General features: G+C 63.5%; 17 protein-coding genes, 3 tRNA genes and 1 pseudogene. 8 read left to right on the top strand and 13 right to left on the bottom strand.

What is annotated here, in order from left to right:
• Positions 1 to 268: 268 nt before the first annotated feature.
• Positions 269 to 994: a MaoC family dehydratase gene (locus tag OKC30_RS10235; protein ID WP_010673529.1), complete on the top strand. Its 726-nt coding sequence runs from the start codon at positions 269 to 271 to the stop codon at positions 992 to 994.
• A gap of 63 nt (positions 995 to 1,057) precedes the next feature.
• Here the strand turns inward: OKC30_RS10235 and OKC30_RS10230 are convergent, their stop codons facing one another.
• Positions 1,058 to 2,050, bottom strand: a complete 993-nt coding sequence (locus OKC30_RS10230; protein WP_160837894.1) for a DUF481 domain-containing protein — start codon at positions 2,048 to 2,050, stop codon at positions 1,058 to 1,060.
• A gap of 13 nt (positions 2,051 to 2,063) precedes the next feature.
• Positions 2,064 to 2,981: a L,D-transpeptidase family protein gene (locus OKC30_RS10225; protein WP_049636696.1), complete on the bottom strand. Its 918-nt coding sequence runs from the start codon at positions 2,979 to 2,981 to the stop codon at positions 2,064 to 2,066.
• Positions 2,982 to 3,321: 340 nt separating this feature from the next.
• Here OKC30_RS10225 and OKC30_RS10220 point away from each other — a divergent pair.
• A tRNA-Ser gene (locus OKC30_RS10220) sits at positions 3,322 to 3,411 on the top strand.
• A 368-nt stretch (positions 3,412 to 3,779) separates the two neighbouring features.
• Here OKC30_RS10220 and OKC30_RS10215 read toward each other — a convergent pair.
• Positions 3,780 to 7,216 (bottom strand): annotated as a pseudogene (locus OKC30_RS10215) (response regulator).
• A gap of 249 nt (positions 7,217 to 7,465) precedes the next feature.
• Here OKC30_RS10215 and OKC30_RS10210 point away from each other — a divergent pair.
• Positions 7,466 to 7,541: transfer RNA gene (locus OKC30_RS10210), tRNA-Gly, on the top strand.
• Positions 7,542 to 7,596: 55 nt separating this feature from the next.
• Positions 7,597 to 7,670 (top strand) — tRNA-Cys (locus OKC30_RS10205).
• Positions 7,671 to 7,733: 63 nt separating this feature from the next.
• Here the strand turns inward: OKC30_RS10205 and OKC30_RS10200 are convergent.
• Positions 7,734 to 8,021 carry a hypothetical protein gene (locus tag OKC30_RS10200; protein ID WP_010673542.1) on the bottom strand — a complete coding sequence of 96 codons (288 nt, stop codon included), beginning with the start codon at positions 8,019 to 8,021 and terminating at the stop codon, positions 7,734 to 7,736.
• A 214-nt stretch (positions 8,022 to 8,235) separates the two neighbouring features.
• On the opposite strand from OKC30_RS10200, the gene OKC30_RS10195 reads away from it, so the two are divergent.
• Positions 8,236 to 8,436 carry a YbfA family protein gene (locus tag OKC30_RS10195; protein ID WP_010673543.1) on the top strand — a complete coding sequence of 67 codons (201 nt, stop codon included), beginning with the start codon at positions 8,236 to 8,238 and terminating at the stop codon, positions 8,434 to 8,436.
• A gap of 253 nt (positions 8,437 to 8,689) precedes the next feature.
• Here OKC30_RS10195 and OKC30_RS10190 read toward each other — a convergent pair whose 3' ends face one another.
• The 4 genes from OKC30_RS10190 to OKC30_RS10175 all read right to left on the bottom strand — a co-directional run bounded on the left by OKC30_RS10190 (position 8,690) and on the right by OKC30_RS10175 (position 14,887).
• Positions 8,690 to 11,911, bottom strand: coding sequence for a response regulator (locus tag OKC30_RS10190; protein WP_270664441.1), 3,222 nt, complete (start codon positions 11,909 to 11,911; stop codon positions 8,690 to 8,692).
• Between the two features lie 143 nt (positions 11,912 to 12,054).
• Positions 12,055 to 12,822 carry a DODA-type extradiol aromatic ring-opening family dioxygenase gene (locus OKC30_RS10185; RefSeq protein ID WP_270809603.1) on the bottom strand — a complete coding sequence of 256 codons (768 nt, stop codon included), beginning with the start codon at positions 12,820 to 12,822 and terminating at the stop codon, positions 12,055 to 12,057.
• 298 nt (positions 12,823 to 13,120) lie between these two features.
• A complete protein-coding gene (locus tag OKC30_RS10180; RefSeq protein WP_010673545.1) occupies positions 13,121 to 13,591 on the bottom strand; it encodes an FKBP-type peptidyl-prolyl cis-trans isomerase in 471 nt (156 codons plus the stop codon).
• A 141-nt stretch (positions 13,592 to 13,732) separates the two neighbouring features.
• Entirely contained in the window at positions 13,733 to 14,887 is a 1,155-nt protein-coding gene (locus OKC30_RS10175) for a Na/Pi symporter (RefSeq protein ID WP_270809602.1), read from the bottom strand.
• A 251-nt stretch (positions 14,888 to 15,138) separates the two neighbouring features.
• Between OKC30_RS10175 and OKC30_RS10170 the strand changes: the two genes are divergently transcribed.
• A complete protein-coding gene (locus OKC30_RS10170; RefSeq protein WP_160837896.1) occupies positions 15,139 to 15,531 on the top strand; it encodes a hypothetical protein in 393 nt (130 codons plus the stop codon).
• 75 nt (positions 15,532 to 15,606) lie between these two features.
• On the opposite strand, the gene OKC30_RS10165 is transcribed toward OKC30_RS10170, so the two are convergent.
• From OKC30_RS10165 to OKC30_RS10145, 5 genes are all read right to left on the bottom strand, one after another.
• A complete protein-coding gene (locus tag OKC30_RS10165; RefSeq protein WP_039039328.1) occupies positions 15,607 to 16,950 on the bottom strand; it encodes an APC family permease in 1,344 nt (447 codons plus the stop codon).
• Positions 16,951 to 17,421: 471 nt separating this feature from the next.
• Complete coding sequence (locus OKC30_RS10160) at positions 17,422 to 18,765, bottom strand: APC family permease (RefSeq protein WP_039039329.1); 1,344 nt, start codon at positions 18,763 to 18,765, stop codon at positions 17,422 to 17,424.
• Positions 18,765 to 18,902: a hypothetical protein gene (locus OKC30_RS10155; protein ID WP_164882979.1), complete on the bottom strand. Its 138-nt coding sequence runs from the start codon at positions 18,900 to 18,902 to the stop codon at positions 18,765 to 18,767. Before OKC30_RS10155 ends, OKC30_RS10160 begins: the two co-directional genes overlap by 1 nt.
• 233 nt (positions 18,903 to 19,135) lie before the next feature.
• The gene (gabT, locus tag OKC30_RS10150; RefSeq protein WP_039039330.1) at positions 19,136 to 20,425 is read right to left on the bottom strand and encodes a 4-aminobutyrate--2-oxoglutarate transaminase; all 1,290 of its coding nucleotides are present in this window, start codon (positions 20,423 to 20,425) and stop codon (positions 19,136 to 19,138) included.
• 232 nt (positions 20,426 to 20,657) lie between these two features.
• The gene (locus tag OKC30_RS10145) at positions 20,658 to 22,121 is read right to left on the bottom strand and encodes an NAD-dependent succinate-semialdehyde dehydrogenase (RefSeq protein WP_160837898.1); all 1,464 of its coding nucleotides are present in this window, start codon (positions 22,119 to 22,121) and stop codon (positions 20,658 to 20,660) included.
• A gap of 309 nt (positions 22,122 to 22,430) precedes the next feature.
• On the opposite strand from OKC30_RS10145, the gene puuR reads away from it, so the two are divergent.
• Positions 22,431 to 23,039, top strand: a complete 609-nt coding sequence (gene puuR / locus OKC30_RS10140; RefSeq protein WP_029314011.1) for an HTH-type transcriptional regulator PuuR — start codon at positions 22,431 to 22,433, stop codon at positions 23,037 to 23,039.
• Positions 23,040 to 23,088: 49 nt separating this feature from the next.
• The gene (locus OKC30_RS10135) at positions 23,089 to 24,366 is read left to right on the top strand and encodes an NAD(P)/FAD-dependent oxidoreductase (RefSeq protein WP_160837900.1); all 1,278 of its coding nucleotides are present in this window, start codon (positions 23,089 to 23,091) and stop codon (positions 24,364 to 24,366) included.
• Positions 24,367 to 24,490 lie beyond the last annotated feature (124 nt).

The raw sequence follows: 24,490 nt of genomic DNA, 5'->3' as shown, positions 1-24,490 counted from the left end.
GAAGAGGGATTTGGTGATCAGATCATGGGCTTCACCAAAAGTTCCATTCAGGTCGAGCTGATTTGGGCAACAACGCCGATCAGATGTTGATTCGTTTGCAGCCTTCCATTCAATCGTTTTCCTGCCCGTGTTTGCTCGCATGTTAGTGACCACTCTCGCGCCTGGTACAGGTGTACGCCGAGATTTTTTTGTACTTGCTGATGAAACTTTCATAAAATAGGACTGGTTAGACCTCTTTACAGGCTTTGAATCGAATAGGGATCGGTAAATGAAAGTTGTCGATTTTCTGAAGCACAAGCGCGAAATTCTGGCGCAACACCCCTTTGAGCTCAAGGATTGGCTCTCTCCGGCGATCCGCGACTACTGGCGTGAGTTTCAGCAAAAGGCACACCTTCACCCCTTGCTGGGAAGAGTGCTGGATCTGCAGGGGGAGTCACAGGATGCCCGCCAGCAAGAGGCTGCCAGAGTCACCCAGGTCGCGAATGGCCAGCCTGCCCTGGCGCAGGATCCCGTGGTGGAGCTCGAAGGCGAAGCAGCGGCACTCTATGCCGAGTTGCAGACCCGCATCGGTGAAGAGACCCATGTAGGTGAGTGGTTGCAGGTCACCCAGGCGTTGATCAACCAGTTCGCGACCGTGACCGGCGATCATCAGTGGATCCACACCGATCCCGAGCGTGCGGCAGCCGAGTCTCCCTTCAAGACCACCATTGCCCACGGCTTCCTGACTCTGGCCCTGCTGCCCCAGTTGACCGGTTCGGTGGACGAGAGCACGCCGGAGTTCCCGACCGCTCGCATGGTGGTGAATTTCGGTCTGGAACAGGTCCGCTTCCCTTATCCTATCAAGGTGGACAGCAACATCCGCGCCCGGACCAAGCTGTCGCGTGTCACGCCCATCAAGGGAGGCATCGAGCTCCTCAAGGAGATCAAGATAGAGATCGAGGGGATCCGTCGCCCTGGCTGCGTCATCGAGTCGGTCACCCGGATCTATTTCTGACGCGCTCGTCTTGCGTCCATGAACACAGGCCCACTTCGGTGGGCCTGTGCCGTTTCTGGCGGGTTAAAAACTCGCCCCCAGGGTGATGAGGTGACGCCACTCCTTCTCGCTCACATCCATGTTCAGGCCATGGTAGTCGAGCCAGGCATCGTCCCAATCCAGCTCGCTTGACCAGGAGAGACGCAAATGATCGCTGAAGTAATACCTGAGGCCCAGGCTGCCGCTGACGGACTGCTTTCTGGTCAGATAGGGGGATGGTTGGTCGACGAACCTTTCATAACTGCCCTTGCCAAACAGCTCGAACTTCTCTTCCCAGAGGGTCCAGGGCTGCCGGTAGTCCCAACCCAGGCTGACGAAGGGGTAATTGATGAACCTGTCGTCAAACAGGTCTGAGTTGCTCCACACCTCCGGCCTGAAATAGGCCCGCTCCAGGCCGAGCTGGCTGATGATCTCCAGCCGGCGTTGTCTGTCATTCCAGAAGCGGTAGCCGGGACCGGAGGCATAGTCAATCTCCAGATAGCCTACCTCGATCATGTTGTAATCGATGTCGACGGAAGATCGCAGGAACCAGTGATCGTCGAAGAAGAAGTCGAGCTTGGGTTTGAGCTTGTACTCGTGGCTGTCGGTGATGTTGTTCGCCGTTTCGTAGATGTACTCGCCATCCAGGCTGTAACGCCAGTCCAGATTGGCAAACTCGGTGGAGACCTTGAGATTGACGTTGTTGGTCTTCTTGGTGTTCTCCTTGAGCTTGATGTTGAGATCCCCGTTCCCCGTCAGCAGCCAGGCATTGGCCTCATCAGGAGAGTCCAGCAGGGGGATCCCCGTCTTGGTGAGCGGCTTGGGTTTCTCCTGCTTGTCCAGACGCCAGCGTTTGATGGCGTGGCGCGGGACCGTCATGGCCTGGCTGTAGGCGGGCTTGATACGGATCTGCTCGTCCGTGATCTCCTCTATGGTCCCGCTCAGACGATCGCCGTTGCGCATCCAGAGGATGTCCGCCATCGCCGCGGAGCCAGGCAGCAGAAACAACAGGCAAACCACATGACTGATTCTGTTCATGGTGGTCAGGCCTTCAGCCGCTCACGGGCTTGGGCAGCCCGCTCTTGTGCTCGAGCAGGGCGGTCACCCGGGCACTGTCGATGTCGGGGGCAGCGATGAACTGCTCGGCTTCGGGGGAGAGCACCAGCGGCGCCCCCTGTGCCATCTCCGCTTCGGTGCGGGAGAGGGGAGAGTGTACCTCCAGCCAGCGACGACCGTCAGGTTCCACCGCCATCTTGACCGGCTGGTTGATGACCCGGACCGGGGTGCCGACGGGAACAAGACCAAACAGGGTTTCGATGTCATCCGGGCGCAGCCGGATACAACCCGCGCTGACTCGCAGGCCGACCCCGAAATCCTTGTTGGTGCCGTGGATGAGGTAGTCCTTGTTGCCATAGCCAAGACGCATGGCGAACTTGCCGAGGGGGTTGTCGGGGCCGGGGGGGACCACGGCGGGCAGATCGATCCCCTTCTGCTCCAGCCAGGACTTGCGGACCATGGGGCCGGGCACCCAGGTCGGGTTGGGATTTTTCGCGATGACGGTGGTGGTCATCTCCGGCGTCTCGCGGCCGATGTCACCGATCCCGATGGGCAGCACCATCACCTCCTGCTTGCCCTTGGGGAAGTAGTAGAGGCGAAGTTCAGGCAGGTTGATGACGATGCCTTCTCGCGGCACGTCGGGCAGCAGCATCTGGGTCGGCAGAGTGAGCCGGGTGCCCGGGGTGGGCAGATAGGGGTCTACGCCGGGATTGGCTTCGAGCAGTGCCAGAAAGCCTGTCCGAGTATGCTTGCCGACCAGTTCCAGATGATCGCCAGGCTGTACGATGTAATCTTCCAGGGCGCCGATGAGACGGCTGTCCGCTGGCGGCAGGGGATAGGTGTTGGACCAGACAGGTGCGGCCCAGAGGCTGGCGGCGGCCAGCAGCAGTGAGACGATACGAGTGTTGAGCATGGTTGTTCCTATCGGCTGGGGCGAGGGACGGGTTCCCTTCCAAAAAATGAGCAGAGATTGTCAACGAATCCCGCGGGGATTACCAGTCCGGCACCATGACTGCCGGGAGGGCGGTGGCGAGCGCGTCACAGGGTGTCACTGGCCCATCAGGCTCGCCGTATTCGCCCACCCGGAACCGGGTACAGGGTGGAGACAGTGAGCGAGGAGGCGCTGCCGGGTGAAAGTCACTAGTGTTGTGAGGGGCGGGATCGCCGGATGGCGGTTTTATCGCCAGTCGTCTGATCTGCAACGAGATTTACATTGATTTCCCGGCTAGGGTTGGGTCAATATGAGTGCCCGTGGAGAGATGCCGGAGTGGCCGAACGGGATTGACTCGAAATCAATTGTGGCAGCAATGCCACCCAGGGTTCGAATCCCTGTCTCTCCGCCATTTATTCCCCTCAAGCCCGCGCCCGTCGCGGGTTTGTCATTTCTACTGTCCATCCCCCGGCTCAGCCATCTCCCAATGTCTTTTCCGATTTGAGGCCTGTGGTCACGGGGTAGCGAAGTCTTACCCCATTCTCTCGAATGTCCATTCACCTGATTAGCCACTTGCCGGCCCAGACAGGTCTCCCGGGGTCATCACCAACATGGTGATGGGGCATGGGCCCGCACCTGCAGGGTCATCTGGCCTCAGCCATCGCGATCCCCCTGATAGGCGCAGAAAGCCTGCGAGTAGATGTGTCCAGAGCTCGATATTGGTGCTTGGTTTTCTATCCCGCAGCCATCATCAGAGCAACGTGGCTGCGGGTTGGAGACTCATGCCTTGCGGCTGGCGAGCTGGCGAAGGCGCTGGGTGCTCTGGTGCAGACTCTGGTGCTGCACCTCGTTCAGGGCGCAGTGCTTGAGCACGTACTCGGCGCTGGCCACCACCGTCTTCCAGCGCGGTGCCTTGGGCAGGGTGTCGAGGTTCAGGTACTTGTCGAGGGTGCGGGTCTGGGGACTGGAGCGGTCCATGTAGACCCGCCACAGCTTGCTCTTCTCCGCCAGCACTATCTTGCCCTTGCCGGTGCTCTGCTGCCAGGTCTCCAGGGTGAGACGCATGGTGTCCACCAGGGCGCGGCGCAGAGGTTCGTCATCCTGCTGGCGAATGAGATCGTCGGCCAGCGACCTGAACTCCCCTCCCAGCCGGCTCAGTTCCCCCAGCAACTGGCCATCCTCGATGATGGCCTGGCGAGAGAGGCTCTTGAGGGCGTTCTCCAGTGCAGCCATGCGATTGTCGTCCTGGCGCGGTTCTGTGCCAAGGGTCAGCGTATAGGCGTGCTGCCCCCCCAGGTTGATGGGCAGGGCGCGGGCGTTGAGGGTGTCTCGCTGGCCCGCCACCAGGAAGTCCAGCTCCCGCTCCGGCTGCGCGGTCATGTCGGGCCACTGGCTTGCCAGCGGGGCGGCCAGCCACTCGTCCAGCATCTGCCCCTCCATGGCTTCCGGCTCCTGACCCAGCAGGCGCGCCAGGGCCCGGGAGGCAAACAGCACCCCTCCTTGCTCATCGAGGAAGACCATGGGGTCGGCCCCCTCGCCAAGCAGGGCGAGGAGCCGCTCCTGATCCTGGTGCAGTTGCTCCTGGAGCAGCAGACGGTGCTCTATCTCCTGTTTGAGCAGGCGGTTCTCCACCAGGGAGGCGCGCCCGGCGCTGGCCTCCAGCAGGGCCCTCACCCGGGCGAACAGCTCCTCCTTGCAGAAGGGTTTCACCAGATAGTCGTTGGCCCCGGCGTTGAAACCCTCTTCAATCTCCTTGGGCTGGTTGAGGGCGGTGAGCAGCAGCACCGGCAGCTTCTCCTTGGGGTGCTGCTGGCGCAGACGGCGGCAGACGTCGAAGCCCGAGAGGGTGGGCATCATCACATCAAGCAGGATGAGATCCACCGGCTCCTGAGCCAGCTTGGTCAGGGCGTCGTGGCCGTCGCTGCTGGGCAGGATGCGATAACCGCAGGGCTGCAGCAGGTGGCGCAGTATGTGCAAATTGATGGGCTCGTCATCCACCACCAGGATGACGGGGGCATCTTGCGGCGGGGGCGGCAGATCCTCGCTCTCCCAGTCCGGCAGGATGACGGGTTGCTGGCGCACCAGCTGGTGCTCTATCTGGCGGCTGTCGAGGGTCAGGCTGCCCGCCTTGCCGCTGGCCAGCGGCAGGGTGAAGGCGAAGGTGGAGCCGAAGCTCGGCTCGCTCTCCACGAACAGCTCCCCCCCATCAGGTGCACCAGCTGGCGGGTGATGGAGAGACCGAGGCCCGCTCCCTGCTTGCTCACTTCCGGGCTCATCTGCACCAGGGGCTCGAAGATGTGCTCCAGGTGGTCCCTGGCGATGCCGATGCCGGTGTCGGTCACCTTGATGCGCAGGAAGTTGCCCTCCACCAGGGCGCTCAGCACCACCTTGCCCTGGGGGGTGTACTTGATGGCGTTGCCCACCAGGTTGTAGAGCACCTGCTCGAGGCGCTGCTCGTCCGCCAGCACAGGGGGCAGCTCGGCGGGGCTCTTGTCCACCAGGGTGAGGGGCTTGGCCTGCACGAGGTGCTGGCAGAGATCCAGCACCAGCCGGATGACCCCCTTGGAGGAGACCGGCTGGGGGTGGATCTCCAGCTGGCCGTAGCGCATCTGGTGGTAGTCGAGCAAGTCGTCCACGAGGCGCGCCAGACCGTCGGCGCTCTTGATGATGAGGCCGAGCTGTTTCTGCTGCCCTTCGGTCAGGTCCTGCTGGCTGGCGAGCATGGACTCGGCCATCCCCTTGATGCCGTGGATGGGGGTGCGCAGCTCGTGGGAGGTGTTGGCCAGGAGTTCGTCTTTGAGCTTGTCCGCCTGTTGCAGGCTGAGGTTCTGCTTGTGGGTCAGCTTGACCTGCTGTTGCAGCTCCTGGGTCTGGCGTTCGATGAGCTCGATCTTGTCCTTCACCGAGCGCTGCATGTGGCGAAACGCCTGGGCCAGCCGGTCGATGTCATCGTCGGTGCGGGGGATGGTGATGGGGTGATCCAGGGCGCCGTCCGCCACCTGTTCGGCGGCGGCGGTGAGGGATCGCAGGAGCGCCGTGATGGAGTGGGAGAGCCAGCGGGAGAAGAGGATCAGCAGCAGCAGTGAGCCTGCCCCCAGCAGGATCACCAGGGTCTCGAGCTGGCGGATGGGGGCATAGGCCTCGCTGGTGGAGATCTCGGCGATGAAGGCCCACTCGGTATCGAACACCTTCACCTGGGTATAGGCGGCCAGCACCTCGTCATCGTGGTAGGAGAGGAAGGGGCCGACCCCTTGCTCCCCGGAGAGGGCCTTGATGATGAGGGGGGTCTGCAGCGGTCGGAAGTCGGGGCTGAAGCTGTTCTCCACGCTGAATTCGGGGGCGAGCCAGGCGTTGGCGCGCATCCGCTTGTCCGGGCCGATGAGAATGGTCTCGCCGGTTGCGCCGAGCCCCTCCCGCTCCGCCATGATCTGGTTGAGCTTGTCCGGCAGCAGCTCGAAGATGACCACGCCGCGCACATAGTCGTACTGCATCACGGGGGCGGCGAGGTAGGCGACCACCTGGCCGGTCAGCTCGTTGCGGCCAAAATCGGTGAACTCGAAGATCTGCTGGGGCTTCTGGCCGCCATCGAGGCGGCGCTTGATCTTGGCGAAGGTGTTGCCAAGACCGCTGGACTGGTAGGGGCCCGAGAGCAGGTTGGTGGCGAAGTTGGCCTGCTTGGTGACCGAGTAGACCACGTCACCGTTGAGGTCGACCAGGAAGATGTCGCTGTAGTTGGATTTGCGCACCATGTCGGCGTAGCCGCGATGGAAGCGCTGGTGGACGCGGCCATACATCTCGTCCGCCAGGATGAGGGCACTGATGGAGGGCTCTATCTCCACCTGACTGTCAGGCTGTTGCAGCTTGTCCCAGGAGCCCGGCACATAGCGGGCCTGGGCGCGGGCGCGGGCCTCCTGCGGCGTGGTGCCGAGCTTCTCGAAGGCGCCGGTGAAACCGTAGAAGCGACCGATACTGTTGCCGGCAAAGTCCTGCTGGGAGAAGTTGATGATCTGCTCCTTGAGGTTGCCGAAGTAGTCTTGCAGCTGGTTTTTCTTGATGTTGCGCACCGAGACCAGATGGTTGGAGGTCTGGGTGGTGAGATCCTTGCCGTGGCTATAGAGGAAAAACAGGGTGACGACCAGGAAGGGCACCAGGCCCAACATGAAAAAAGCCAGCATCAGCTGCGGTCTGAGCCCCCGAGGCCTGAAGTTCCATTTCATCGCATGATTTTCAATTGAGAATCCAGTTACTAAGCGCGATGAGTTTCTGACTAAAGGCTAACTATTTCAATGGCTTTATCTTAAATTCGCTCGTCGGGTCACAGGGAGCGGGGGGATTTTCGACCAAGGCGTCTAAAGGGTGAGCAAACAGCACGGGAAAGGGCTCAAAGTGAGAAAAAAGGGTTGTGCCCGGGCTCGGGGTACGTATAATGCGCCTCGTTGTCAGGCAACTGGCACGCAAGCAGTCATGCGGGAATAGCTCAGTTGGTAGAGCACGACCTTGCCAAGGTCGGGGTCGCGAGTTCGAGTCTCGTTTCCCGCTCCAATACTCCATGGCACCAACCATGGACATCACTCTCAAGGCAATGCCTTGTCAGCATGGCGCGTTAGCAAAGCGGTTATGCAGCGGATTGCAAATCCGTTTAGTCCGGTTCGACTCCGGAACGTGCCTCCATCTTCTCCCTGTTTTCCATATCCCTGACGTTGTCCATCCGCCATGGCGGCCCAGGATGATGCTTCATTGCATGTCAGTCAGCCGTGAACAACCCTCCCGTTGCCACGTCTTGTGCAGATGCTGATCCATCTCGGCCAATGCCTCGCCCCTGGATCCGGACCTCTCTTCGCCCCCCTGTTCTGCCAGTGCGGCCATCTCCTTTATCAGCAAACCGCATTGCCACAGGCTGGCGGTGGGGACCCCGTGATAGGGGATGTCGATGGCATCGTCACGATTGAGCCGCCACTCCTGCCACTGGCTCCAGGCGAGCACGCCCAATGCCCCCAGCAGCGCCGCATCTGCAAGTTTCATCCTGTGTTCCCCCGTTCTGTTCCAGTCCTCGTTAACTCTGGAACAGGGGCCGCGTTTTGCCACCTTTGTTGTTTTTTAGTTAAAGAATGTAACCCGGTTTCATTTTTAGGCTTTTAGCCCCATTTTTTATCAAAAAATGGCGCAGTCGGTGTAGTAATCCTACAATGATTGGCGTAATCTTTGTTCAGTGGTCTTACCAGTGAGGCGTTACATCATGTTTCATCCCTTCTCCCTGACTCAGATAATCCTTCGCCGCATCTTCGTCCTGATGGCGGGTTTGCTCGCCTTCCCGGTGATGCTGTTTCGCCGGGATCGCGCCCGTTTCTACAGCTACCTGCACCGCATCTGGAGCAAGACCAGCACCAAGCCGGTCTGGCTCAAGATGAGCGAGCGAGGGGAGCGGATCTTCTACTGATCCTCCCCGTGACGCCCGCTTCACCCGGCGCCAGACTGGCGTGACAGGCAAGCAGGGCGCACCTCCCGATATAAAAAACCGACACCCTGGTGTCGGTTTTTTTATGGGTCTCGAACCGCCACCGGCCTTGTATCCATGGCTGGTCCACGTTGTCTCTTGTCTCTTGTTTCTGTGGGCGACCCTTTATGCCGCACTCTCAGTCGCACTCTCAGCCGCGCCCGTGCGACATGACGGGAGGAAGGGCTGGCGGTATTCAGGGCGCTGGCCCCAGGGTGGCCAGCGCCGCGCGCAGACGGGCGAGGCCGATGGGCTTGAACAGGCAGTCGTTCATGCCGGCGGCGAGGCAAAGCTCCCGCTCGCGAGGCTGGGCATGGGCGGTGAAGCCCCAGACGGGCAGGTCATGGCCAAGGGCTCGCAGGTTTCGGGTCAGATCGAAGCCGTCCATCACCGGCATCTGGCAGTCGGTGATGACCAGATCGAAGGGGTGACTGGCGAGGGCGCGCAGGGCCTCCAGGCCATTGCTGCGCACACTGACGTCGTGTCCCAGGTGCTTGAGCTGCTGGCGCAGCAGGATCTGGTTGGCGTGATTGTCATCGACCACCAGGATATGCAGCCGATGGGGGAGGGGTTGAGCATGGTGGGGCTGGGGCGCCGGGATTGCCGTGATCGGGGCGGGGGGTTGCTGGGCGAGCGTGAGGGGCAGCCTTATCTCGAGGCGGGTGCCTTCGCCGACCTGGCTGTGAACGGCTATCTCCCCCCCCATCATCTGGCACAGGATGCGGGCGATATTGAGGCCCAGCCCGCTGCCGGGGAACTGGCCCTGGCCGTGGGCGCGATAGAAGGGGGTGAAGAGCCGGGGCAGCTTGTCCGCGGGAATGCCGGCTCCGGTGTCGGTGATGGTGAGGTGCAGCACAGGAGGCTGCTCGCCCCCGGTCAGGGTGGCGGTGATGGCGACCCGGCCCTGCTCGGTGAACTTGATGGCGTTGCCGATGAGATTGAAGAGGATCTGGCGCAGGCGAAGGGGATCGATCAGCACCCTTGGCATGAGGGTGTCGGGCAGCCTGACCTCATAGATCAGCCCCTTCTGCTCGGCCATGCCCGCAAAGACCCGGGTGACGGACGAGAGCAGGGGGGCGAGATCGCAGGGGGTGGGAGTCAGGGTCATCTGGCCCACCTCTATGGAGGCGATATCCAGGCTGTCCCCCAGCAGATCCAGCAGGCCGTTGGCGGAGTCGGCGGCGATGCGCAGCAGCTCGCCGCTGTGACGACTGAGAGCGGGATCCTCGGTGGCCAGCTCCAGCATGCCGAGGATGGCGTTCATGGGGGTGCGGATCTCGTGGCTCATGGTGGCGAGGAAGTCGCTCTTGGCTCGGCTGGCGCTGTCGGCCTGCTGTTTGGCCTCGCGCAGCGCCTCTTCCAGCCGCTTGCGGTCCGTGATGTCTATCCAGCCGTCGATCACCCCGCTGATGGCCCCCTCCCCGTCGAAATAGGGCACCATCCAGTGATAGATGTCGCTCTGGGTGCCCCTGTGATAGAAGAGGCGATCCGCAAAGATGGGCTGCCCCTCCTGCAATACCCTGGCAAAGTCCTGCTCCAGCACGGCGATGCTGCCTGCATCGAGCACCCCTGACAGCCCCTGGGCGAAGGGCTGACCCAGGATGGCCTTTGGCTCGGCGCCGAGCTGGGTCAGGTATTTACTGTTGCACAGCAGCACCTTGCCGCTCTTGTCCCGCACGACGATGGGGTGGGGCAGGCTCTCCCCCAGTGCCCGGATGAACCTGACATGGGCCTCCAGTTGCTGGCGGGACGCCTGCTCGGCGCTGGCCATCCGCTTGAACATGCGGTTGCGATAGAGCAGCACCAGCGCCAGGGTGAGGAGCCCCACGAACACCAGGTAGACGATGTGGGCGTGGCGATCCATGAAGCCGGGCACCGGCAGTTTGCGGTTGCGCCACTCGTAACTCATCATGGCGAGCTCGTTGGGGGGGATGGCGAGGATGGTCTTGTCGAGGATCCCCATCAGCATCCCCTGTCCGGGCAGGCTGGCAAACCCCATCCGGATTGGCTCGTCATCGGCGGGGCCGGCGATGCGCAGCGGGCTCTGGGGATCATTGTCCAGCGCATGGCGGGCAAAATAGAGGGGCACGATGGCGGCATCCACCCGTCCCTGGGCGAGCACTTCCATTGCCTCTGCTGCGCTCTCCACCTGGGTGATGCGGCTGCCCTCCAGTCTCTGTGCGAGGGGCACATGGTGCGTCATCGCCACCGTCTTGCCCGCCAGACGCCGGATGGTGTCGATCCCTTGTTCCTCCTGGCGGGTGAGGATCACATAGATGTTGTCGGTGGCGTAGGGCACCGAGGTGCGCAGCCCGTAGTGTTCAGCCACCTGCTGGGAGATGGCGCCGATGAGGTCGATGGCGCCTGACTGCATGGCTTTTGCCAGCTGACGCTCGGAGTCTGCCCGCACGAACTGGAAGGTGAGGCCGGTGCGTGTGCGGATCTTGTCCAGCATGTCCACCGTCATGCCGACCAGCTGGCCGTCATGATCCAGGGCGCCATAGGGGTAGAGGTTGTCCATCAGCCACACCCTGATGGGGGGCGCTTGCCGCATCCAGGCCCGCTCGGCGGCATCATAGAGATCGGCGCTTCGCTCGCTCATGTCGCGGATGGGCCCGTTCCACTGGGTGAAGAGGGTATTGCGCGCCCGGTCGTCGATGGCCGCCAGCCCCCGGTTGACCAGGCTGAGCAGGGCGGGCTCGGTGGCCGGGACGGCAAAGCGGAACTCGGCAGGCGCCAGCTCGGGCGGGGCCTCGCCCCGCTGGCGAAGGTTGTCGAAGCGCTCGCTGTTGAGGTAGTGGGTGGCGTGGGCATCCCCCAGCAGGATGTCGTCGCGGCCGAAGAAGACCGCATCGAACGCCTCCATGTTGGAGGGATAGGTCACCAGAGTGAGGGTGGGGTAGTAGCGGCCAAAGCGCGCCCTGTCTATCTGATCCCGGACGGCGGCCACCCGCTGTCCCGGTGTGAGCAGTGCCCCCCGATAACGTCTGGGCACGGAGAAGACGAGGGGGCTGCTGAAATAGGGGTTGCTCAGGCGGATCGCCCGGGTGTCACTGTCCGCCAGGGTGAGATTGCCGAGGCTGGCGAGGTGTATCTCCCCCCGTGCCAGGGCCCGGAGCAGGTGCGCCTTGTCGGGGAAGGCGCTCAGGGCAACGGGTTTGTCCAGCATCCGGGCCAGCAGGTCGATGTAGTCGGCACTGAGCCCCTCGACGCGCTGGCGAGCGATCATGGTGAAGGGGCGGTAGTCCTCTTGCAGGATGCCGACCCGCAGTTGGGACTGCTGGCGCAGCCATCCGAGCTCCCCCTCCGACCAGCGGGGAGGCAGCGGGGCGGGATCGTAGCGGCTGTGCAGGGTCAGGGCCTGCACAGGTTGAAGGCAGAGCAGACAGAGCAGGATCAGTGTTCGATATAGGTTCATCTAGCCACCCGACGCGACAGCCATCCCTGCCAAGCCTCATCCAATGGCGGCCATTCTACCGGAAAATGGCTATAACGAGTCCGCTATTTCTCCACGCGCGTCGGCGAGAGCACGTCAAGCAGGACGGCCTGGCCGCCCCGCCCTCAACCGAACTGGTAGGCCCCCATGTAGAGGCTGCCGTAATCCCAGCTGTCGTGCAGCTTTCGGGGTCTGTCGGCCCCCGCCGCGCCGAGCGCCACAAACAGGGGGCGCAGGTGATCGTCGTGGGGATGGGATTCCACCGCGCCCGGCGCCCGGGCCCGGTAATCTTCCAGCGCCCCCCTGTCTCCCTCTGCCATGGTCTGCTCCAGCCAGCGGGCAAACTGGCTCGCCCACTGGGGAACCGGCGAGCCGTCCGGCCCGAGGGCACGCAGGTTGTGGGTGATGGCGCCGGAGGCGAGGATGCCGATCCCTTGCTCGCGCAGCCCCTGCAATGCCTCCCCCAGTTGCCACAGCTGGGCCGGGGTGAAGTTGGCCGGGATGGCGATCTGCACCAGGGGGAGTTCACTGTCCGGATCCATCAGGGAGAGGGGGGACCAGACCTCGTGATCCAGCTCGCGGCGCACCGGGGTGGCGGGCAGGCCGGCCAGCAGCAGCTGATCGCTCACCGCTTCCTGCAACCATTGCGGGCTCGTCGCGGGCCAGCGGATCTGGTAGAGGGGCTCGGGGAAGCCGTAGAAGTCGTACATCAGGGCCGGGCTGGGCTCGACGTTGATCTGCAGCTCGCTTCGGCTGAACCAGTGGGCCGAGATCACCACCAGCCCTCTGGCACCCTCGAGGCGCAGTTGCTTCAGGAACCGGGTCGCGGGCTGATCGCGCAGGACCAGATCCGGGGCGCCGTGGGAGATGAACCAGACAGGGGCGATAGACATGACAGACTCCATATGCGTTGTGCCGATGCACGCGGCGCACCGACAACCCGAGGCCAGGGCGACATGCCGCTGACGATGTGGTCATTATCTGCCCCTATTAATGGGTTAACAATCAGGCTTTATGGATAAGCACTCTTCACTTTTGGTTGATAATCTGGCATCAGGGCGAGGGAGACCGGGGCAGAAACGACAACGCCGGCGCAGTGCGCCGGCGTTGTGATCAGGGTCCGTCGGACGTGGCCTCTGAGGGGATGCCCCGCAGCGCCGCCGCCAAGATCAACGCGGGCCCAGGGCGGGTTTATTGAATGCCCAGCAGCTCCACGTCGAAGATGAGGACTGAGCCCGGCGGGATCTTGCCGGCGGCGCGATCGCCATAGGCCAGGTTGGCGGGGATGTAGAAGCGGGTCTTCTCCCCTTCCACCATCAGTTGCACCCCTTCGGTCCAGCCCTTGATCACCTGGTTGAGGCCGAACTCGATGGGTTCGCCACGGGCGACGGAGCTGTCGAACACGGTGCCATCCAGCAGCTTGCCCTCGTAGTGCACCTTCACCTTGCTGGTGGCGGTGGGGTGAACGGTACCGGTGCCCGGGGTCAGCACTTCGTACTGCAGGCCGGAGGCGGTGGTGGTCACCAGGGGTTTTTCCTGGTTGCTGGCGAGGAACTCGGCCCCCTTGCGCACGTTCTCTTCCGCCAGCTTCCGGTTGTTGCTGCTGGAGTAGAAGTAGTAGGCGGCGCCGGCGATAAGAAGGGCTATCAGAATGAATTTCATCGGGTTTTCCTGTTCCTTGAAATCAGAGTGCGAGTGAGGGGGCATCTTATCCCAGCCAGGGGGAGAGGGCGAGGGGAGGCGCCCCGGGATGTGACCTGGCGGGCAAGGGGGCGGGGGCAGCTGAGTGCCCCCGCCGCGGGGTTACTTGACGGCCACCATCATCAGGGCGGGCAGGGCGAAGAAGAGCCCGGCCACGTAACCCAGCGCCAGAAGCTTGTTCTCGCTGCCGACCCGGGCCAGGGCTTCGGCGGCCTTGATGGGCAGCTCCCGTAGGAAGGGTACCCCGTAGATGAGCACCACGGCGAAGAGGTTGAACAGCACGTGGACCAGGGCGATGGTCAGGGCGAGCTGGGCACCGGCACCGCTGATGGCGGTGGCGGCCAGCAGGGCGGTGATGGTGGTGCCGATGTTGGCCCCCAGGGTGAAGGGATAGAGCTGGCGGGTGTTGAACACGCCGCCTCCCGCCAGGGGGATCATCAGGCTGGTGGTGGTGGAGGAGGACTGCACCATCACGGTGACCAGGGTGCCGGAGGCGATGCCGGTGAGCGGGCCACGGCCCAGGGCCTTGTGCAGCAGCTCCTTGGCACGGCCCACCATGACCTGTTGCAGCACCTTGCCAAGGGCGGTGACGCAGAACAGGATGAGCAGAATCCCGATGAGAATGGTGGCGATGGCGCCCCCCTTGCCCGGCAGGAAGGCGACGGCACCGTCGATGAGATCCAGGGACGGGGAGATGAGGGGCTTCATGAAATCCATCCCCTTCATCGACATGTCGGCGGAGCCCAGCAGCAGGCTGGCAATCCCTTCCGCACTCTTTTGCAGCAGACCGAACATCAGCTCCAGGAGCAGGAAGATGAAGACCGCCAGCAGGTTGAAGAAGTCGTGCACGGTGGCGGCGGCGAAGGCGCGGCGAAACTCGCCTCTGTCCCGGATGTGCCCCAGGGAGACGATGGTGTTGGTGATGGTGGTGCCGAGGTTAGCCCCCATCACCATGGGGATGGCCATGGCCATGGGCAGGCCCCCTGCCACCAGGCCGACGATCACCGAGGTGACGGTGCTGGAGGATTGCACCAGGGCGGTGGCCAGGATGCCGAGCAGCAGCGCGACGAAGGGGTTGTTGGCAAAGGCGAAGATCTGGGCCGCGCCCTCGGCGCCGCCGGAGAAGCCCTTGAAGCCGTGGGAGACGGCGCCAACGGCGACCAGGATCAGGTAGATCAGCGTGATCACCGCGAGCCAGTTGAACAGGGGGCCGGGACGACGGATCTGCTGGGGTGCGGAAGATGCGGTGCTGTGCATATGGCCTCTTGGGGTCGTTCTGCGTTGAAAATGGACGGGCGCATTACAACAAGGCCCCATGACAGAAATATGACAACGTGACACTTTTATGATGCTTTGGTGACAGGGCGGCAGGGGGCGTCGCAGACAAAAGGTGTCGGAGCAAACGCCGATATGACGCCATCCGGCTCATCACCGGCCCCCGCCCTTGCACTGGGATCCCAGGGTTATATGCTGCCGGACTTTCCTGTCTTGAAACTGAGGAAGTGATGATGCGTGCATGGGTTTTGTGCCTCTCCCTGGGTCTGCTGTCTGCCGGTGCGCAGGCCAGCGTGTTCAAGTCCGAGTGCAACCTCGACAAGGCGGTCAGGAACGAGGCGATGAACGCCACCCTGGGGGTCAAGGGCAACTGCGATGCCGACAAGCTGGTGCGCAAGCAGAAGGAGAAGGCCAATGCCGAGGTGAAGAAACACACCACGGACGTGCTGGAGAAGAAGACGGCGGGACTGAAAGAGACCAGCCAGAACACCAATGCGGCCCTGAACAAGCAGAGTGCCGGTATGAAGCAGGCGCAGGACAAGGTCAACCAGACCCGCAAGGATGTCAACGCCGTGACCAGGGATCCGGTCAAGGCGGCCGCCACGGCCGTGCTCAATCAGGGGTGAGGGTCCGCGCACCGGACGTCTGAATGCAAGAAGGGGAGCCATGGGCTCCCCTTCTGTTTGGGCGTGTGTGCCGCCTTACTGGCCGTCGGCCGCTTCCTCGTACTGACGGAAGGGGATGCGGAACACGGCGAGGCGCAGGAAGAGGTAGGTGACCCCGATCCCCGCCCAGATGAGGCCAAGCTCCAGGGAGCTCTGCTCCAGGTTGATCCACAGCGCCCCTATGGTGGCGGCCCCCAGCAGCGGCAGCACCAGGAACAGCAGGTGCTCCTTGAGGCTCTTGTTGCGCTTCTCGCGCACCCAGAACTGGCCGATCACCGAGAGGTTGACGAAGGTGAAGGCCACCAGGGCGCCGAAGTTCACCAGCGCCAGGGCCATGTCCAGATCGAAGGAGACTGCGGAGAGGGCCAGGGCCCCCACCAGCAGCACGTTGATGGCCGGGGTGCGCCAGGTGGGGTGGATATAGCCGAACACCCGCTCCGGGATCATGCGATCGCGCCCCATCACGTAGAGGATGCGCGACACGCCGGCGTGGGCCGCCATGCCGGAGGCGAGCACGGCCGCGGTGGTGCACACCAGCACCACGCTCTGGAACAGGGTGCCACCCACGTAGAGGGCGATCTCCGGCAGCACGGCGTCCGGTTCCTTGAAGCGGGCCAGATCCGGGAAGAAGAGCTGCAGGCTGTAGGAGACGGTGACGAAGATGATGCCGCCGATGAGGGCCGTCAGCACGATGGCGCGGGGGATAACCTTGCCGGCATTCGGGGTCTCTTCGGAGAGAGAGCTCAGGCCGTCGAAGCCCAGGAACGAGAAGCAGAGGATGGTGGCGCCGGTGAACAGCGGCAGCATGCTGGCAGACTCCACATGGAACGGACGGCTGCTCATCAGGGTGCCGGCCCCTTCACCGTGACTCAGGCCCCAGGCGATGAGGCCGAGGAAGGTGACGATGATGGCGATCTGGATGAAGACGATGAAGCCGTTGAGGTTCGCCACCAGCTTGATGCCGCGCAGGTTCAGGAAGGTCATCACGGTCACCAGACCGAAGATGAAGATCCAGGGCTCCACGGTGGGGAACATGGCGGTCAGGTAGATCTTGGCCAGCAGGATGTTGATCATCGGCATGAACATGTAGTCCAGCAGGGAAGACCAGCCCACCATGAAGCCCACGTAGGGGTGGAACACCTTCTGGGCATAGGTGTAGGCGGAGCCTGCAGACGGGAAGCGGCGCACCAGGTGGCCGTAGCTGAACGCGGTCAGCAGGATGCCGCCGAGCGCCAGCAGGTAGGCGGTGGCCACGCGACCATCCGTGATGTCACCGACGATGGCGAAGGTATCGAATACCGCCATGGGCGTGAGGTAAGCCAGACCCATCACCACGACCTGGAACAGGGTGAGGGTCTTGAGCAGCTTGGCACCGGCCATCACGCTTTCTCCTCTGCACAGGCCCCGTGGGCGAGATGGGACGGGATCAGGGACGCGGAAACGCGTCGCTGGACACAGGGGGCGCCCATCTGTGGCACAGATGCGTGGCGCACGCCGGCGGGGACCGGCAGGAAAGCAGTGAAATGCCCCATGTTTTTCCTCACAACGTCGGGAGATTGCTTGGCAATCTGGGTATCAATTCCGGCACATGGCCGGCCTCTTGGTGAATGGTGGTGTGCCCCAGAAAAGCAAAGAACCGATGTTGTTGAAACATCGGCTCTCAAGGGGCGCCGTATTGTGCCCTCAGGGGGGGGGAGGAGACAAGCGAAAAAGGCCGCCAGCGGGGAATTTGTTCCCCCCGTGAGCGATCACTTCGCCACCGCTGCCGGAAAGTCGATGACAACCTCGTCATCAGCTGGCGACCTGCTTTGCCGCCATGCGAAACCGGCGCCCTGGGGGCGCCGGTTTCACTCAGGAGGCGTCCTGCTCGGGGCGGCCGAGGCGGACCCGGAACACGGTGAGGCGCAGCAGCAGGTAGATGGCGCCGAGGGCGGCCCAGATCAGCCCCAGCTCGAAGGAGGCAGGCTCCAGGTTGAGCCAGAGCACCCCGATGCAGGCGGCGCCGCACAGGGGCAGGGCGAGGAACAGCAGATGATCCTTCAGGGTCTTGTTGTGACCCAGCCTGAGATAGAAGTGGGCAATCACCGCCAGGTTGACGAAGGTGAAGGCCACCAGGGCGCCGAAGTTGATCAGCGCCAGCGCCATCTCCAGATCGAAGACCACCGCCGAGAGGGCCAGCATGCCCACCAGCAGCACGTTGAGAGCCGGGGTCTGCCAGGTGGGGTGGATGTAGCCGAAGACGCGGCTCGGCAGGGCGCGATCCCGGCCCATCACATAGAGCAGGCGCGACACCCCGGCGTGGGAGGCGAGCCCCGAGGCGAGCACCGCCACCGTGGTGCAGACCAGCACCACCGCCTGGAACAGCTTGCCGCCCACATAGAGGGCGATCTCCGGCAGCACCGCATCCGGCTGCTGGAAGCGGGAGATGTCCGGGAAGAAGAGCTGCAGGAAGTAGGAGACGGAGATGAAGAGCACGCCGCCGATGAGGGCGGTGAGCACGATGGCCCGGGGGATCACCCGATCCGCGTTCGGGGTCTCCTCCGACAGGGTGGTGATGGCGTCAAACCCGAGGAACGACAGGCAGAGGATGGAGGCGCCGGTCAGCAGGGGATTGATGTGCATCTGCTCGGAGAAGAAGGGGCGGCTGCTCGCCACCGTGCCGAGCCCCTCGCCGTGGCTCACGCCCCAGGCGATGAGGCCGATGAAGACGGCGATGATGCTGAACTGCATGATGACGATCAGGCTGTTGAAGTTCGCCACCAGCTTGATGCCCCGCAGGTTCAGGAAGGTCATGACGGCGGCCAGGGCCAGGATGTAGGTCCAGGGGGCCACGCCGGGGAAGAGGGCCTCCATGTAGATCTTGGCCAGCAGCATGTTGATCATGGGCATGAACATGTAGTCGAGCAGGGAGACCCAACCCACCATGAAGCCCACATAGGGGTGGAACACCTTCTGGGCATAGGTGTAGGCGGAGCCTGCCGAGGGGAACTTGCGCACCAGGTGGCCGTAGCTCATGGCGGTGAACAGCATGCCGATGAGGGCGAGCAGGTAGGCGGTCGGCACATGGCCTTCGGTGATCTCGGTGACGATGCCGAAGGTGTCGAACACCGCCATGGGGGTGAGATAGGCCAGCCCCATGATGACCACGTGCCAGAGTTTCAGGCTTTTTTTCAGACCGGCGGGGTGCGGGTGCATCAGGCGATCCCCCGCAGGCTGGCTGACGGGATCAGGCTGACGGTGAGGTCATCCTGTACGGTGGGGGCGCCAGTCCGGGATGCGGACGGATGGCGCAGACCGGCGCGGGCCGGCAGGAAAGCGATGATATGCCCCATGGAGTTCCTCACTAAGAAGCGGGTGTCGTGAGATGGCGTGCCACCTCGTTATCATTTCCGGTCTGTTCCGGCCTCGTTATGGATTTGTTTGGCGCAAAAAAAGAACCGGGCTCCGATGAGCGGACGGTCCTTGAATACGGCGGCGCATTGTGCATTCGTGATGCCCCCTTGACAAGCATATCAAGGGAGCAAAAACGCATTTTTTTGCACGTGGGCGAACGCGGTCTTCCGGATCAGGCCAGGGAGGCGGACAGGGCCTGCTCCAGCAGGTCGAGCCCCTCGTCGACGATGGCCGCCGGGGCGGTCAGGGGGGCGAGGAAACGGATCACGTTGCCACGCACGCCGCAGGCCAGCAGCACCAGCCCCCGCTTGCCCGCCTCGGCCACCAGCCGCTTGGTGAGATCCGGGTCCGGTCTTTCGGCATCCCCCTCCTTCACCAGCTCCATGGCCACCATGGCGCCGGGGCCACGGATGTTGCCGATGCAGTCAAACCGTGTCGCCAGCTGGTGCAGGCGTGCCTTGATCTGCTCCCCCTGGGCCAGGGCCTTCTGGTTCAGACGCTCCTCCTCGATCACCTCCAGCACCGCCAGGGCGGCGGCGCAGGCGATGGGGGAGCCCGCATAGGTGCCCCCCAGGCCACCGGGCTTGGCGGCGTTCATCACCTCGCTCTTGCCCACCACGGCAGAGAGCGGGAAGCCGCCGGCCAGGCTCTTGGCCAGCGTCATGATGTCGGGTTCGACACCGCTGTATTCGGTGGCGAAGGTCTTGCCGGTGCGACAGAAACCGGTCTGGATCTCGTCGCAGATGAGCAGGATGCCGTGCTGGTCGCACACCTGGCGCAGGCGCTGCATGAAGCTGGCGGAGGCGGGGTAGAAGCCCCCTTCCCCCTGCACCGGCTCGATGATGATGGCGGCCACCCGGGTGGGTTCGATGTCGGCGCTGAAGCAGAGATCCAGCGCGGCCAGGGCATCGTCTTCACTCACTCCCAGGTAGTCGGCGGGGAAGGGGAGGTGATAGACCTCCCCCGGGAAGGGGCCGAAGCCGGTCTTGTAGGGCACCACCTTGCCGGTGAGGGCCATGCCCATCATGGTGCGGCCGTGGAAGCCCCCCTTGAAGGCGATGGTACCGCTGCGACCGGTGTGGGCGCGGGCGATCTTGATGGCGTTCTCCACCGCCTCGGCGCCGGTGGAGAGGAAGAGGGTGCGCTTGGGGGTGGGGCCGGGCACCAGGGCATTCAATTTTTCCGCCAGCTCGATATAGCCGGAGTAGGGGGTGACCTGGAAGCAGGTGTGGCTGAACTTCTCGAGCTGCTCGCGCACCGCCGCCACCACCTTGGGGTGGTTGTGGCCGGTGTTGAGCACGGCGATGCCGGAGGCAAAGTCGATGTAGCGGTTGCCCTCCACGTCCCACAGCTCGGCGTTGTGCGCCCGGTCGATGAAGACCGGCAGCAGGGTGCCGACCCCCTGGACCACGGCCGCTTCGCGGCGGGCCTGCCACTGTTGGTTGTTGCTTGAATGACTCATCTTTCCTCCCTGAGGGGCATGGGCCCCCGCTATTCCTGTGCCATCTGGCCATATGTGTGCCGCCAACTGCCCTCGGGCAGGGCGACCTGTTCGCAAAAGGGGGCCCCGGGCGTGCCCTCAGTGCCCACAAGGCGCTCGGTCGTGACCGGCGACCCCCTCTTTCTATCTGTAAAAGCGATGGGCTGTGTCATAACGCATCTGTTTTAACGATGCTATTGCCCTTTCATTTCCCTCAGCGAATGCCGCCAAAGCAGAGGTATTTGGTCTCCAGGTACTCCTCCAGCCCTTCGGCCGCCCCTTCCCGGCCCAGTCCCGACTCCTTGATCCCGCCAAAGGGGGCCAGTTCGGTGGAGATGATCCCCTCGTTGATCCCCACCATGCCGTATTCGAGCCCCTCGGCCACTCGCCACACCCGGGCGATGTCGCGGCCATAGAAGTAGGCGGCCAGGCCATAGGGGGTGTCGTTGGCAAGCGCAATGGCCTCGGCTTCCGTCTCGAAGCGCACCAGAGGAGCGACGGGCCCGAAGATCTCCTCGTCCAGAATGGGGTTGCCCCGGGTGACCCCGGTCAGGATGGTGGGGTGATAGAAGAGGGGACCGGCGGGGTGGGCGTCGCCCCCCACCAGCACCCGGGCACCGGCGGCGACCGATTGCTGCACCAGCTCGGCCACCTTGCTGGCGGCGGCCGGGTTGATGAGGGGCCCGATCTGGACGCCCTCGCCCATGCCGTCCCCCACCTTGAAGGCCTTGACCGCGGCGGCGAGCTTCTCGGCGAAGGCGTCATAGACGCTGGCCTGCACCAGGATGCGGTTGGCGCAGACGCAGGTCTGGCCGGCGTTGCGGTATTTGGACGCCAGGGCCCCGGCCACGGCGGCGTCGAGGTCGGCGTCGTCAAAGACGATGAAGGGGGCGTTGCCGCCAAGCTCCAGGGAGAGGCGCTTCATGGTGTCGGCGCACTGGCGCATCAGCAGTTTGCCGATGCGGGTGGAGCCGGTGAAGGAGAGCTTGCGCACCACGGGGTTGCTGCACAGCTCGTTGCCCACCGCGCTCGCCTGATGGGAGGTGACGATGTTGATGACCCCGGCGGGAATGCCCGCCTGCTCCGCCAGTACCGCCAGCGCCAGGGCGCAGAGGGGCGTTTCGGCGGCGGGCTTGATGACGATGGTACAACCGGCGGCCAGCGCCGGACCCGCCTTGCGGGTGATCATGGCGATGGGGAAGTTCCAGGGGGTGATGGCGGCCACGACCCCCACCGGCTGCTTGATGGTGGCCAGGCGCCGATCGGCGGAGAAGCCGGGGATGGTGCGGCCATAGGCACGCTTGCCCTCTTCCGCGAACCACTGGATGAAGCTGGCGCCGTAGGCCACCTCTCCTTTGGCTTCCGCCAGCGGCTTGCCCTGCTCGCAGGTCATGATGCGGGCGAGCTCCTCCTGGTTGGCCATGATGCGCTCGAACCAGGCGTAGAGTTTGCTGCTGCGCTCCTTGGCGGTGAGGGCCGCCCAGGCGGGTTGCGCCGCGTGGGCGGCCGCGATGGCGAGGCGGGTATCCTCCCCGTCCATGTCGGGCACCTGGGTGATGACCTGGCCGGTGGCCGGGTTCAGGACCTCGAACCGGCGCCCGCCCAGGGACTCGCACCAGCGGCCGTCGACATAGGCCAGGGATTTGATCAGGGAGAGAGCAGATTGTGATGCTGACATAAGTAAGGGGCCTCGATAGTGGGTCTGGGTGGCGCGTTTATGTGGGCACCGCCGTATAGAATAATAAGCACGTGACGACCATAAAATGAGCCGAAATGTTTTTCAAGTGTTAAATATATTTGAGTGAACTGGGCGTCACATGCTAGAAATGGGGCTGTTAGCGCGATTGTAGCGGTTTTCATTGCGCAGGGTGTGCAAAATAATGAACGCTCTGGGTTGTGCAGGATAGTGAACGGGGCTGACGTTCCTGACTCACTATATTGACCAGTCGGCCCCAGGTATTCGAATGACCATGGAAGGAGGTGGGCGATGGAGCAATCCCGTGGCGAGGTCCGGTGGCGGACCATGACGGACAACCCCCTGGCGGAGCACGAGAGAAACATGGGGGAGCGGCTCGCACGGATCCGCAGGGAGCTCGGGCTCTCCCAGCGCCGGGTGGCGGAGCTGAGCGGCCTGACCCACGGCGCCATCTGCATGATAGAGCAGAACAAGGTGAGCCCCTCGGTGGCCTCCCTGCAAAAGCTGCTGAGCGTCTACGAGCTGCCGTTGTCGCGCTTCTTCGCCGAAGAGGAGGTGGCGAGCACGCCCAGCGTGGTGATCAAGGCGGAGCAACTCATCGAGCTCGGCAGCCAGGGGGTCTCCATGAAGCTGGTGCACAACGGCAACAATCGGCGCCAGCTCGGCTTCATGCTGGAGACCTATGCCCCCGGCACCGACACCGGCGGCGTGGTGAAGCATCAGGGGGAAGAGGTGGGCACCGTGCTGGAAGGGTCGGTGTTGCTGACCCTGGCCGGCCAGACCTATGAACTGTGCGCCGGGGACAGCTATGTCATCGACACCGGCGAGCCCCACAGTTTCAGCAATCCCTCGGGGCAGGTCTGCCGCATCGTCAGCGCCCACACCCCGGCCAGCTTTTAATGTGAACAACCCGTTGTGTTGGAAACGAACCGGTAAGGAAACAGGGATCATGACCGAACATGTAAACAGTTACTACGCAGCCAGTGCCAACAAACACGCGCCCTATCCCACGCTCACCGAGCAGCTGGAGTGCGACGTCTGTGTCATAGGCGCAGGCTACACCGGCCTCTCCAGTGCGCTGCATCTGGTGGAGAAGGGGTACAAGGTGGTGGTGCTGGAGGCGGCCAGGGTCGGCTTTGGCGCCAGCGGCCGCAACGGCGGCCAGATCGTCAACTCCTACAGCCGCGACATCGACACCATCGAAGCGAACTGCCCGCCGGATCAGGCCAGGCTGCTCGGCTCCATGTTGTTTGAGGGGGGCCAGATCATCCGCGAGCGGATCAAACGCTACAACATCCAGTGCGATCTGCAGGAGGGCGGGGTCTTTGCCGCCGAGACCGAGAAGCAGCTTCACGAGCTCAAGGCGCAGAAGGCGCGCTGGGAGAAGTGGGGCAACGACCAGCTGGAGCTGCTCGATGCCAAGGGGGTGCGCGAGGTGGTCGCGAGCGATCGCTACGTCGGCGCCCTGCTCGACAAGAGCGGCGGCCATATTCACCCTCTCAATCTGGCGCTGGGGGAGGCGGAAGCCATCCGCATTCAGGGGGGGCTTATCTTCGAGCAGTCCGCCGTCACCAGCATTACTCCGGGTCAGCCGGCGTTGGTCAAGACCGCCAAAGGGGCGGTGAAGGCACGCTTTATCGTGGTGGCCGGCAACGCCTACCTCGGCAATCTGGTGCCGGAACTGGCCAGCAAGAGCATGCCTTGCGGCACCCAGGTGATCGCCACCGAAGTGCTGGGGGAGGAGCGGGCCCGTTCACTCTTGCCACAGAACTACTGTCTGGAGGATTGCAACTACCTGCTCGACTACTACCGTACCTCCGGCGATCACCGGCTCATCTATGGCGGCGGCGTGGTCTACGGGGCGCGGGATCCGGCGGACATCGAGCGGCTGATCATCCCCAAGATGCTCAAGACTTTCCCGCAGCTGGCCGACGTCAAGGTGGAGTACACCTGGACCGGCAACTTCCTGCTCACCCTGTCGCGCCTGCCGCAGTTTGGCCGCATCGGTCACAACATCTACTACATGCAGGGCTACAGCGGCCACGGTGTCACCTGTACCCATCTGGCGGGCAAGCTGCTCTCCGAGGTGCTGAGCGGTCAGGCAGAGCGCTTCGATGCGTTCGCCAGGCTGCCGCACTACCCCTTCCCGGGTGGCCGCCTGCTGCGCATCCCCTTCACCGCCGCCGGCGCCGCCTGGTACACCCTGCGCGATCGCCTGGGGGTGTGATGTCACCGATGGCCCGCCAGGCTGGTATGGTGCGGGGCGTCCTCCGATGCCATCTTAAATGCGAAAGGGGACTCCCTCCGACGTAGGTGGGAGGGGAATTTCGCCGGGGCGTCAGCCCCGCTGG

The sequence above is a fragment of the Aeromonas sp. QDB18 genome (genome assembly GCF_027705325.1).
Lineage (GTDB): Bacteria > Pseudomonadota > Gammaproteobacteria > Enterobacterales > Aeromonadaceae > Aeromonas > Aeromonas caviae.
Note: the sequence above shows the minus strand (reverse complement) of the source record. Positions and strands in the feature narration are given on the sequence as shown.